The following is a 12823-nucleotide window of genomic DNA, read 5'->3' as shown; positions in this document are numbered from 1 at the left end:
AAAAGTTAGGCTTTTTAGTTTATCTTTTTAAATACTGTTGGTTTGTTAAGTGCGCGGTCAGTCCATAATAAAAGTTGATTTTCCTGAAGTTCAATTGGCAAAAGTTCGTGCTGGTACAGCCTTTCTTCTACAAACATTTTGCCTTCCTCATTTACAAATACCGGGTAGTCCCATTTACCGATGGTAACATGCAAATTACCATTTTTTTCCTTTAGTGTAATTAAACCATATCCCGGGTTTTCGTAATCACCTAAAAGATTATCTTCTGCATTAACATTTTGGGGGATTTCTCCTATTTGTTCTTTAATTCTTTCCTCACGAATTGCTGCTTTTTTATCAACTATCTTTTTAATGTTACTAGTCCAGTCTGTTTCGTGAATATCCAGAACATTGTCAATAGTTTGATAGGCTAAAGCAAAAATGGCATCAGTTGAATCCAAGTTTGTTGTTGAGACAAAGGCTAAGTCAAGGTCAGGAACAAAGCCCATGAAAGAACAATAGCCAATATACGAACCGCTATGGTAGAAATATTTATGTCCACGGTAATCTTCCATCATCATGCCCAGACCATAAGCACCAAAATTTGCACCGCCATAAGCACGGCTGGGAGACATAATAGATTGAGGAAGAAAGTGCTCAGCCATTGCGTTATTTTTGCTTTCTTTTTGCAATTTTAACTGGTATTTGGCCCAAGTTAGCAAATCAGAGATAGATGAAAGCATGCTGCTGGCGCCACCAACTTTTCCAGGCGCAATAAATGGGACTTCTTCGGTAACGTCATTATCTCTAATATACGGCTTGACTATTCTCTCACGTGGTGCCTCGTGATGATTAACATAGGTATTATCTAGATGCAAAGGCTTCAGTAAATGTTCGTGCTCATAAAAGCCATAATCTTGATTGATAGCTTGTTCAAAAGCATAGCTAGCAACAGCAAAAACCAGGTTACTATACTGCATTTTGTAACGCAGTTCATGATTAGGCTCTAAAAAACCAACATGTTCTGCCTTTTCTTTTAAAGTAAGATCATGCTTGTTCATATTAGTAAAACGCATTAAGTCATGAGCTGGCAATCCACTTTGGTGACTTAGAGCATCCCTCCAAGTTAAATGGTCTTCAGCGTATTTATCTCTTAGTTTGAAATCAGGCCAATATTTTTTTAATGGATCATCCAAAGCAATTTTACCTGAATCAGCTAATTGACAAACTGCAGTGGCAAAAAAGGTTTTTGAAATTGATGCTAAAGGATATAAACTATTCTGCTCTGCATTACCAAAAACGTGACTGTAACTTTCACCTTTATGATAAACGCCTACACCTAAACTAGGTAAATTAAACGTGTCAATAACATTTTTTGCTAAATCGGCAATTTCTTGATTATTCATATTCACTCTCAATTTCTTTATATAAATTTTCAATAATAGAATTATACAAGAGCATCTGGTAATTTACACTAATGAAGTCGCGTAATAAAAATAATTATTGCACTCAATGTGATATTTGGTTAGATGACCATTGTTTTATTATGGAAAACAGCAACAGGAGTTTTTAGCACTTAATACCCGAGTGAAAGCTATTGAAGGACTTTTTACTTGAGCAAGGGTATTTTAGCTTTAGGCAGATTGACTTTTAATTCTTTAAATGAAAATGGCAGTAGCAAAGAAACTTGATAAGCGGTTAAATGTAAATAGTCTTTGTTTACAAAATTAGGATTATACAAAGGATCACCCACAATCGGACAACCTATTGCCGCTAAATGAACACGGATTTGGTGTGTTCTTCCTGTTTCTAAGTCGAGCTTAATTAAAGCAGTATTATTGCTAAAGCACTTTAGAATTTGGTAATGTGTGATTGCTTTAAGTCCGTCAGCAACAATCTTGCGCTTGCGCTTATCAAGTGGATCTCGTCCAAGGGGCAGGTTAATTATGCCAGTATCTGCTATTGGCTTAGTCATATTGACTACTGCCAAGTATTCACGGTGAAAAATTTTACTGCTTAATTCACGATTTAAAATAGGAACAACTGCCGGATTCTTAGCAACCAAAAGTAAACCACTGGTTAGCATATCCAAACGATGTACAATAAAAGGAGAGTACCCTAAGTAAGTAGCACAATCATTCAAGGCAGTGTTGGTTTCATTTAAGTTAGGATGTGTTTTTTGTCCTGCCGGTTTATTAATAATTAACAGATTTTGATCTTCGTAAATCACTTCTGGCATTTGTCCGCTTGCTGGGTAAGTATTTTGACTACTCTCAATGTGTTTTAGCCACAGCTCAATTTTATCGTCTGGAAAGACCATTTGATTAAAATAATGATAAGTGCCGTTAATCAAAATCTGGTGTTCAGTTCGTAAGTAATGACGCCATTTGCGTGGGATCAGCAAAAGACGCAATAAGTCGTTTACTGAGCATGGTTTGAGATTTTGGGGAAAATTAAATGTAAAATAATAGCTCATAAATATTTGTTAAATCTTTTTGAAAATAAAAGTAATATCCTCTAATATGATACAATTTTAATTGTTTCTAAAGGAGCAGATAAAATGGAAAACAATGAACCAAAGAAAAACGAGAAACGTGGCTTATGGTACCGTTTTGATCATCGTTTTTTTATCGGTCGCTGGATCATTTTGATTTTGCTTACCGTCATTCTCTTGGTTTGTACTTATTATACCGTTAAAGTTAAAACATCCAATATATCAAATTTAAAAGCGTCATTACCTGTTACGACGGGAATTTATGACCAAAAAAACCAACGAGCAGGCTCATTATACTCACAAAAGGGAACTTATGTTGAATACAACAAAATTTCACCTAACGTGAAAAATGCTGTAATTTCGACCGAGGACAGGACTTTTTGGAAAAATCCCGGCTTTAGTATTAAGGGAATGGGGCGTGCCGCTCTAGGTATAGTGCTTAATCATGGGCAAATTGCCGGAGGCGGTTCAACTATCACCCAGCAATTAGCTAAAAATGCCTTATTAACTCAAAAACAAACATTTTCGCGTAAAGTTGAGGAACTTTTCTTTGCTATCGAACTTAATCATGTTTATTCCAAAAAAGATATACTAACGATGTATCTTAACAATTCCTATTTTGGTAATGGCGTCTGGGGCGTAGAAGATGCCAGCCAAAAATATTTTGGCAAGAATGCCAGTCAGCTGACAGTTGGTGAAGGTGCCACGTTAGCAGGTATTTTGCGTAATCCCAGCAAGTATAATCCCATTGACCACATGTCTTATGCTTTATCGCGACGCAATTTAATTTTGAATTTGATGGTTGATAATAAAAAATTATCAAAATCACAGGCTGAAAGTGAACAAAAAATTGGTTTAACTTTACGTGATACATATCATAATAAAGATGGTTATCGTTATCCCTACTTCTTTGACGCTGTCGTGGATGAAGCAATTAATCGCTATGGCTTAAAAGAAGAAGATGTCATGAATAAGGGCCTGAAAATATACACTACTCTTAATCAAAATTATCAGAGTCAGCTGCAAGAAAGGTTTAACCAGGATTACTTATTCCCTCAAAATGCCGCTGATGGCACTAAAACTCAGGGTGCTACGGTAGTGATGGATCCTACTACTGGTGCAGTCCGCGCTGTGGTAGGAGGACGGGGCAAGCATGTCTTTCGCGGTTATAATCGCGCGACACAAATGAAGAGGCAACCTGGTTCTTCTATTAAACCTATTGTTTCTTATGCGCCTGCCTTGCAGCAAGGATATCATTATGATTCCCAGCTTTCTAACAAATTGCAGCGCTTCGGGAAGAATGGCTATCAGCCCCACAATGTTGACAACGGTTATTCGGATAAAATTCCTATGTATGTGGCTTTGGCGCAAAGTAAAAACGTGCCTGCTGTTTGGCTATTAGACCGCATTGGAGTAGCTAAAGGCGTCCAGTCTGCTAATAATTTCGGCTTGACGGTAGCAAAAGAGGATCAAAATTTAGCTTTGGCTTTAGGTGGATTATCGACCGGGGTTTCACCTATTCAAATGGCTCGTGCCTATTCGGCTTTTGCAAATAAAGGTAACTTACCGAATAATTCTTACTTTATTACCAAAATTACTGATGCAAGTGGTAATGTAATTGCGGAAAATCACGATATAGGGACCCATCGAATTATCTCTGAAAATACTGCTAAAGAGATGACTACAATGCTGTTAGGAGTATTTGCAGGTGGTACAGGGACTTCAGCTCAACCTGCCGGCTATCGAGTTGCCGGTAAAACCGGCTCTACCGAAGTACCTAATACATACGGTTTTGGCACTAAGGACCAATGGATCGTTGGTTATACCCCCGATGTTGTTGTAGCAACTTGGGTCGGTTTTGATCGCACTAATCAGCAGCATTTCATGCACGGTGTATCCGAAACCGGCATCACAAGGCTTTATAAAGCTGAGATGGAAGGCATTTTACCATACACTGCACAGAATCAATTTAGAGAACAAGCGCCAAGGCAAATTATTCAAAATAACGGTGCTGGTACCGATTGGACGCAAGGTTTTGGCAAAAAAATTGAAAAAGGGCTCGGATCTGCCAGTGAAAAGATTAATGAATGGTATAATGACATAAAAGGACTTTTAGGTCACTAATTAGGAGGAAAAAAATGATAAATATTTATGATTCAGCAAATCAGGTGGCGGCAGATTTCCAAAAGCTTGATGAATTCAAGGCTTTAGAAAATGCCGTTAATGCAGTGAAAAATAATGAGGAAAGTGCAGCTTTGTTCAAGCAAATGGATGAGATGCAAACTAAAATCATTAATTCTCAAACTGAAGGAAGAGACTTTCCTAAGGATTTAGAGGAAGATTATAAAAAGTTGAATGAAAAAGTGCAAAAGAATGATCAAATATTGCAACTTTTGCAAGCTGAACAGGCTGTCTCTAAAACAATTGAAGATGTTCAAAGAACAATTACCAAACCCGTTAATGACCTTTATGATGGTCTTAGAAATTAAAAAATAACCATGAAATTTATCCATTTTGCTGACGCACATTTAGATAGTCCATTTTTGGGACTATCTTTTTTACCATCTAAGAACTTTAACCAAATTCAGAAAGCTCCAATGCAATCTTTAACTAACATTGTCGACTTGGCCATTAAGGAAAATGTTGATTTAGTATTAATTGCAGGCGACACTTTTGATAGTTTCAAGCCTAATCCCAGCGCGCAGATTTTTTTTGCGCGCGAAATTGAGCGTCTAATCAAATCTGAAATACAAGTAGTTATGGTTTTAGGTAATCATGATCATATGGCAAAAGAAGACCTACTGGTGCCTGAAAGCCCGTATTTTAAATTATTAGGTGAGGACGAAAAAATTGAAACTGCCTCCTATACCACTAAAAGTGGTTTTGACTATGATGTGACTGGTTTTTCATATTTGGCCAATCACATTACAGATGATCTTGCTGCCCAATTTCCTCCTAAAAATAATCGTTACACTTTTGGTATTATGCATGCTCAGGAAAGGGCAGGTTTGAGTTCGCAAAATGTATATGCTCCATTTACTTTAAGTGAATTACAAAATCTTAATTATGACTATTTTGCTCTGGGTCATATCCATTTAAGGCAGGTATTGTCAGAAACGCCACTAATAGTTTATCCTGGCAATATTCAGGGCCGTCACATTAACGAAACTGGTCCCAAAGGCTGTTATTTAGGCACCATTGATGAACAAACAAAGAAAACCAAGATTCATTTTGTTCAGACTAATCTTATTTCTTGGGATAAAAGGCAGCTTGAACTCACTAAACCAATAGCCAAAACCGAGCTGGAAAAGATGATAATTAATTGTTTGATGGCGACTGCCACTACCTATTTTTGCTTACAAATAAAGGGTGCAGATTTTTTAAATGAAAAAGAAGCCGAATTAATTCAAGACAGTGATTTTTGGCAAATGATTTCAGAAAAGCTTGCTCATGGTTCTCAACTAGTAGATGTGCGTTTCATTAATGGGAGCAAATTAGCAGTTGCTGTTAACGATCAAAAATATTTTAAACAGGCTGAAGAAGAAATTTTTGCTACAGATCAATTTACCCAAGTTAGTAAAGACTGGTCCTTAAAAACTGAGTTTACTAATAATTTGGCCCAAGACCCAGATTTTATTCAAGAAGTTAAACAACTGGCAGAAGTTAAGCTGAACAGTAAATTGAAAGGAGTCAATGATGAAATTAATTAAACTTAAGATAATTAATTTTGGTCAATTCTCAAATTTTACCTTTGATTTACTTAATCCTGACGTTAATGTCTTTTATGGTGCAAATGAAGCAGGGAAAAGCACAATCGTTGCTTTTATTAAGCAAATTTTGTTTGGCTTTCATCTTGCTTCACACAATTCCCCTTTTTTTGAAAACTACACCCCTTTGGCCCAAGTTAGTCCAATGGGAGGTTATTTGCTTTTTGAAAATGAAAAAGGACAGCGCTATGAACTTGAACGCCTTTACGCCCACGGCAAAGGTTCTAAATTGGGCACGCTAACAGTTAAATGTGACAACCAAGTAGTGCCCGAAAATGTTTTTTTTGATCAAATAAAGAATATTGACGGCAACTTTTACGCTGACAGCTTTATCTTTAATCAGGATATGTTGACAAAAGTTGACCAGATTAAGCAAAAAGACTTATTAGAACGCATATATTACCTGGGTGCAGCCGACAGTGATAAATTGATAACTGTGCGCGATGACTTTACCAAAAATGCTGACAGTTTATTTAAAAAGAAGGGCAGAAAACTTCCAGTTAACCAACTTTTACTGCAGATTCAAGAACAGCAAACTAAAGTCAGTGACTCTGAAAATGAATTTTCTGTGTATAAAGAGCTAAATAGTGACTTAAAAAAACAAGAAGAGCTCCAACACCATGAAGAAGCAAAAAGACTAGATCTGCAAAGAAAATATGACAACTTGGAAAAAGTTGAAAAGCTTGTCCCCAGTTATGAAAAATTGCAGGATTTACAAAGTCAGATCAAAACAATTCATTTTGACTCAGCGCAATATCAATCTGCACAAAATTTAGCAATTCAAGCAGAAACTTTGCGTAAAAAACGGCAAAAAATCTCAGAAAAGCTAACTGAATATTCTCAAGTTAAAGATGAGGATATTAGTGAAACAAAGCTGCTGCAAAAAAAGTCGGAAATTTTACAGTGGCAAGCGGAATACCATAGCTGCTTACAAAAAGAAACCCAAATTAAAAGCGAACAACAGCAGCTCATTACTCTTGATCCCAACCTGGGTAAAATTGCTGCATTGACTCAAGAGCAAGTAATTAAGCTGCAGGAAGATTTTCAAAAATTACCGCCAAAAGAAACAGTTATTAACCAGGATAAAAGTAATAAGCCTAAGCAATTTCTTTTGCTAGGTGGAACGATTTTCATTCTAGGATTAATTTTACTATTCATAGCTCGTGCTTTTGGACTTTTGGCTATCGGCGTTGGGATAGCTTTTGCAGTGCTTGGTTATTACCAGCAAACGCAAGTGCAAAAATCTGCTAAAGCACAAGCTGAAAGAAGTAGAAAAGCTAAAGAACAACAATTTTTATTTGAGAAACAATACGGCATTAAACCTAGTAATTTAGACCTTAATAATTTGATCAACGAATGGCGGCAGTACCAGGTTTTGTCCCAAAACTTGAAGAGAAATCAGTTACGTAAAACAGAAATATCTGATTTGCTCACGCCTTTTGCAATGCAGTTAGGTCAAGAATTGGAACAAGCAATAGATACGAATTTTTCGAATGTATTGCGTGCATTAGATCAACTTGCTGAAAAAATAGATCGGGATCGTAAACGTCGAGAAGAGCAAAATAGTTTAAAAAACAATTTAACTGAAAATAATGAAGAGCTCCAAGAAGTTAATGTTAAATTGAAAATGATTTTGGCAAGAGCTCAAGTTAGCAGCTTAGATGAATATCGAGAAATTCAAAAACAAAAGCTGAGACAGGATAATATTAAAAACCAGATTAATGCTCTCAAATCCAGTTTGCAAAGCGACCTTATCCAGCTGCAAGAATATGTACAGGATAAAAGTAGTGGACACAAGAAATTACAGGATTTAGCTGCTCAAATTTCCTTACTAAATGAAAATATTAACCTTTTACAAAGTAAAACGGCTGAAACTAAAGTCAAGATGGAAAATCTGGCCAGTTCAACGGCGGTATTCGAGGAAAAACAAAAATTAGCAAACTTAAGAACCAGACTTAGAAATTTAAGCGCGGAATATTTGACTAATTTATTTACTGCCAAGTTGATTAGCCGCGCACTTGACCTTGCATCTAATGAACGTTTTCCGAAAATGCTGATTACTGCTAAAGAATATTTGCGACTATTAACAAATAATCGGTATAATAATATTGAAATAGGTAAAAAAATAACCGTTACTCGTTTTGATGGTAAAAAATTAGCGGTGGAATATCTTTCTCGGGGTACCTCTGAGCAACTTTATTTTGCTTTGAAATTGGCTTTTGTTGAACAAATAAAAGATCAAATTAATTTACCAATTTTGATTGATGACTCTTTCGTTAACTTTGATGACCAAAGGATTAATGAAATCGAAAAGTTGCTTCAGACAATTGCACAAAGCAACCAGGTATTGATCTTTACTGCCCAAAAAAGCCTTGTTGCTAAACTGCAATTACAGCCGCTAACTTTTAAGAAAGGAATCGAACATGTATAAACGTTTGCTGGATTATAATGATGGCGAAGAGTTAGAGCTGGTCGTTTTAATTAAGAATTCGCAATTAAGACATACTAAAAAGGGTAAGCTCTATTTGGCAATGTCATTTGGTGATTCATCTGGTGAAATTCGCGGTAATTTTTGGGATGCCAATGACCAAGATGCCTCTACATTTAATTCAGGAACAATTGTTGAACTTAACGGCAAACGAGAAGAATATCAGGGGCAGCCACAAATAAAAATTTATAGCTTACGAGTTGTTGGGCCTGAAGAAGGTTATGACCTCAGGCAGTTTATTAAATCAGCCCCTGAAAAAGTTGCTGACATGAAAGAAGAAATCAATCAGTATGTTTTTGAAATTTTAAATCCAACCTGGAACCGCATAGTACGATTTTTATTAAAAAAATGGGATAAACGGTTCTTTGAGTTTCCGGCTGGAAAAAGTAACCACCATGCCGTGCGAGGAGGTCTGGCATACCATACATTGTCAATGCTGCGGGATGCCAAAGGGTTGGCAAATAATTATGCACAAATTAATCGTTCGTTATTGTATGCTGGTTGTATTTTACATGATATGGGTAAAGTATTGGAATTAACTGGTCCGGCTGCAACTCAATATACTAATGAGGGTAACTTGATTGGTCACTTGGTTTTAATTGATGAACAAATTATGTTAGCGGCGCAACAATTAAATATTGATCTTGAATCAGAAGATTTACTTTTATTGCGTCACATGGTTTTGTCTCATCATGGTAAATTTGAGTATGGTTCCCCCAAACTGCCGGCACTCCTTGAAGCAGAATTGTTACATCGCATTGATGATTTAGATGCGTCAATTTACGCTATTACTAATGCTTTACAACATACACGACCAGGGAACTTTACCGAAAACATTATGAGTCAGGGTGGTCGGAAATTTTATCGACCTAAAGATGATGAATCCTTAGCTAAATCACATAAATTAGAATAGTTGCTCAGAGCATCTGAGAAGCAAATAATTTTATTGAAGATTAGCCAAAAATGTAAATTGCTAGCTTTATAATTGCAAACGTAGAGCTATAAAGCAGCTAAAAGTATGACATTACTTTTAGCTGCTTTTTATTTGCCTTAATTTAAGCAGAATTTCTCATTCACGCAATATTTTGATAAGTGCAAAAATCGTTTTGATCAAACTGCTTTTTTATAATCAAAAAATATGATGCAATAATTTTTATGAAAGAAGACACTATTACTGAGCAAGGTTCTTATGAAGAATTGATTGAGCAAAAGTTGATTTAGATAATCTACGTAGTTTACCTGTTATTTAGCTGGATGCATTATGTCAAGTTAGCTGGTCAATTAGAAAGATACTGTAAGAGCGAAGGTTATCTGTAAATTTAATTAAAAGTAGCTTGAGACATTGCAATCAAAAAATTTAATGCAAAAAAACCCGCTAATAGCTAATTATAAAAATGCTATTAACGGGATTATTATATTCTCATTATTGAGCTGATCTTAACTGCTATAGTCTTAATTACTTCTTATTAGTAGAAGTAGAAACATATGCAGCTAAAACATCTTTAAGATCATTATCCTTTATGTTGACTCCCGCCTTTTTAATAACTTTGGCAAGGACGTCATGCATGGTTTGTTGATCTTGCGACATTGATTGATAAATTTGATCATCAATTTCTTTTTTATGTGAAGCAAAAGAACCTTTGGCAGGGTGTTTAATCATTCTAATTACGTGGTAACCTGATTGAGATTTGACTGGGCTCTTTGTAGTTTCACCGGTCTTTAACTTAAATGCTGCATTTTTAAAAGCTGGATCTAAACTAGTATCAGTGGAATCAAATGCTGGCAGTTTACCTTCATTACTTTTGGTTCCAGTATCTAAAGAATACTTTTTAACTAGGCTCTTGAAGCTTTTACCATTCTTTAATTCTTTAGTAATTTCTTCGGCTTTAGATTTCTTTGAAACCAAAATGTGTTGTACTGTAACTTTAGGCTGATATGCTTTCCAGGCTTTTTCTTCTTGGCTCTTTGAGATCTTTTTAATATCTTTCAGAGCGGCTTCGGACAGCAAGTTTGTTTTTAGGTTTTGCTTGAAACTTGCAGCAGTCATACCATTTTGTTGCAAAACAGCATCAAACTGACTACCATATTGTTTCTTATAGTTGCTATATTGTTTATCAACTTGCTTTTTTGAAACCTTATTGCCATATTGTTGCTCTAAAACACGATTAATAATCATATTTGCCAAAGCGGTTTTACCAGCCTGAGATTTTTTCATATCATCATAATACTCTTGCTGGGTAATCTTGCCGCCTTTATAAGAAGCAACAGTTTTGCCACCATTAGAACAAGCAGCTGTTGATAATGCCATACCGGCTACGGCAATCACAGCTGCAGCTTTTTTAATATATTTTTTCATAAAATAAATTCTCCACATCCTTAATAAATTAAGTCACCGACAACTAATATAACATAAACTGGCAAAACTGGTTTTCATTTTTATTTTTTTAAAACAAAAAAGAGAGTTTCTTTACTATTTTTTAGAACTATTAGTTTCATTTACGTTACTGGAATTAATTGTCGCAGTTTTGGCTTTCAACTTGCCCATAATTCGATTGATACTGATTTGATAATATTCTATTTCGTTTTGTAACTCAGAAACAGTTTTCTTTGCTCGCGGTAAAGAATTTTTTAATTCTTGCTGAGCAACTTTAAAATTATTGCTTGCTAGAGAAATGTCACTGATATCCTCTTTTAATGACTTTATTTGCTTTTGTACAGGTGGAAACAGGCGGTTGCCATTTTGATCTTTGAACAGTGAAAGGATCACGCCAAAGCCTGCACCTACAGCCAATCCTAAACTAAAACGTTTCATCTTGTCACCTTAAAATTGTGCTCTAATGGCAGCAGCAACCTTTTCATAATCTTCGTCAGTATATTTTTCCGCATTGTTACGGGTGGCAATCTTTAAGCCATCACCTTCAAATCGCGGAATAAAATGAATGTGAGAGTGCATGACTACTTGACTTGCACTGGCACCATTATTGCTGCTAATATTCATACCTGTGATTCTCGGATCAAATTTTTTAATTGCATTAGCAATTGTAGGAATATATTGTAAATAGCGTTGAGCATCTGCCTGGGTATAATCAAAAAAATTTGTGATGTGTTTTTTAGGTACCATTAAAGTATGACCAGGATTAACCTGGGATAAATCTAAAAATGCTTTAACATCATCATTTTCAAAAACAGTGTAGCTACTCGCTTCGCCACTGATAATTTTACAAAATAAACAATCTTTATCTAAATCTTCCATTTTAAAACCTCTACATTTCAAAATTTAGTTTCTTTTAATATCATGCTATCATATTAAATGAGTAAATTCATTAAAAGAAAGATAGGAATTATGACTTTAAAAATTGAGCATTTGACTGGTGGCTACACGGGTATACCAGTCATAAAAGATATTAACTTGGAAATAAAGCCCGGGGAAGTTTTAGGAGTGATTGGCCTAAATGGTGCTGGTAAATCTACTACTATTAAACATATTTTAGGATTACTCAGACCGCAAAAAGGGAAAATCACTCTAAATGGCATTGATTTAACGGCTGAACCTACTAAATTTAAAAGACAAGTCGCATATATTCCCGAGACGCCAGTTTTATATTCAGAATTGACTTTAAAAGAGCATCTTGACCTGACTATTCTTAGTTACCAGCTAAAGGAAAAACAGGCTTGGGCAAAGGCTCACGAGCTGTTACAGCTGTTTAGGCTGGATGACAAGTTAGATTGGCTGCCGATTCATTTTTCAAAGGGTATGAAGCAAAAAGTAATGATTGTTTCAGCGTTTTTAGCAAATACTGACTTGCTGGTAATCGACGAGCCGTTCACTGGACTTGATCCGTTGGCAGTGGCCAATTTGGTGCAATTGATTAAAGAAGCTGCTGGTCAGGGCAAAATGGTGTTAATGTCAACACACATTTTAGCAGACAGTGTGCAGGCAGTTTCTCGTTATGCGGTCTTAAATAATGGCAAAATTCAAACTGCTGGTACTTTGGCTGAAATTCGCATGCATTATGGCCTAAAGGAGACAGATTCATTTGACCAAATTTACCAAATTTTAAGTCAGGAGCAACAAAATGCGTGATTTGGCTAAAA

11 protein-coding genes are annotated in these 12823 nt (G+C 35.8%); 6 read left to right on the top strand and 5 right to left on the bottom strand.

Annotated features, from left to right (window positions below):
• Positions 1 to 14: 14 nt before the first annotated feature.
• Together Q0R51_RS06555 and Q0R51_RS06550 are read right to left on the bottom strand one after the other, a co-directional pair.
• On the bottom strand, positions 15 to 1385 hold the full coding sequence (locus tag Q0R51_RS06555) for a serine hydrolase (protein WP_294757522.1): 1371 nt from the start codon (positions 1383 to 1385) through the stop codon (positions 15 to 17).
• Positions 1386 to 1588: 203 nt separating this feature from the next.
• A complete protein-coding gene (locus Q0R51_RS06550) occupies positions 1589 to 2455 on the bottom strand; it encodes an RluA family pseudouridine synthase (RefSeq protein WP_294757520.1) in 867 nt (288 codons plus the stop codon).
• An 84-nt stretch (positions 2456 to 2539) separates the two neighbouring features.
• Here Q0R51_RS06550 and Q0R51_RS06545 point away from each other — a divergent pair, with 84 nt between their 5' ends.
• From Q0R51_RS06545 to Q0R51_RS06525, 5 genes are read left to right on the top strand one after another with little or no spacing between them, the layout of a single operon-like run.
• Complete coding sequence (locus tag Q0R51_RS06545; protein ID WP_294757518.1) at positions 2540 to 4597, top strand: PBP1A family penicillin-binding protein; 2058 nt, start codon at positions 2540 to 2542, stop codon at positions 4595 to 4597.
• A 14-nt stretch (positions 4598 to 4611) separates the two neighbouring features.
• Positions 4612 to 4962 (top strand): YlbF family regulator, encoded by a 351-nt coding sequence (locus Q0R51_RS06540; protein WP_122037781.1) that lies wholly within the window; start codon positions 4612 to 4614, stop codon positions 4960 to 4962.
• A 9-nt stretch (positions 4963 to 4971) separates the two neighbouring features.
• A complete protein-coding gene (locus tag Q0R51_RS06535) occupies positions 4972 to 6183 on the top strand; it encodes a DNA repair exonuclease (protein ID WP_294757514.1) in 1212 nt (403 codons plus the stop codon).
• Positions 6170 to 8671: an AAA family ATPase gene (locus tag Q0R51_RS06530; protein WP_294757513.1), complete on the top strand. Its 2502-nt coding sequence runs from the start codon at positions 6170 to 6172 to the stop codon at positions 8669 to 8671. The genes Q0R51_RS06535 and Q0R51_RS06530 overlap by 14 nt, the downstream gene beginning before the upstream one ends.
• Entirely contained in the window at positions 8664 to 9641 is a 978-nt protein-coding gene (locus Q0R51_RS06525) for a 3'-5' exoribonuclease YhaM family protein (protein WP_122026246.1), read from the top strand. The genes Q0R51_RS06530 and Q0R51_RS06525 overlap by 8 nt, the downstream gene beginning before the upstream one ends.
• Positions 9642 to 10184: 543 nt before the next feature.
• Here Q0R51_RS06525 and Q0R51_RS06520 read toward each other — a convergent pair.
• The 3 genes from Q0R51_RS06520 to Q0R51_RS06510 all read right to left on the bottom strand — a co-directional run bounded on the left by Q0R51_RS06520 (position 10185) and on the right by Q0R51_RS06510 (position 11981).
• Positions 10185 to 11084, bottom strand: coding sequence for a peptidylprolyl isomerase PrsA (locus Q0R51_RS06520; RefSeq protein ID WP_294757511.1), 900 nt, complete (start codon positions 11082 to 11084; stop codon positions 10185 to 10187).
• Positions 11085 to 11198: 114 nt separating this feature from the next.
• Positions 11199 to 11540: a hypothetical protein gene (locus Q0R51_RS06515; RefSeq protein ID WP_294757509.1), complete on the bottom strand. Its 342-nt coding sequence runs from the start codon at positions 11538 to 11540 to the stop codon at positions 11199 to 11201.
• 9 nt (positions 11541 to 11549) lie between these two features.
• On the bottom strand, positions 11550 to 11981 hold the full coding sequence (locus Q0R51_RS06510) for an HIT family protein (RefSeq protein WP_294757508.1): 432 nt from the start codon (positions 11979 to 11981) through the stop codon (positions 11550 to 11552).
• Between the two features lie 90 nt (positions 11982 to 12071).
• On the opposite strand from Q0R51_RS06510, the gene Q0R51_RS06505 reads away from it, so the two are divergent.
• Positions 12072 to 12812, top strand: a complete 741-nt coding sequence (locus tag Q0R51_RS06505) for an ABC transporter ATP-binding protein (protein WP_110446291.1) — start codon at positions 12072 to 12074, stop codon at positions 12810 to 12812.
• The last annotated feature ends 11 nt before the right edge of the window (positions 12813 to 12823 follow it).

It is taken from the genome of uncultured Lactobacillus sp. (assembly GCF_946477725.1).
Taxonomy (GTDB): domain Bacteria; phylum Bacillota; class Bacilli; order Lactobacillales; family Lactobacillaceae; genus Lactobacillus.
The sequence above is the reverse complement of the archived record's forward strand: the minus strand, read 5'-3'. Positions and strand labels throughout refer to the sequence as shown.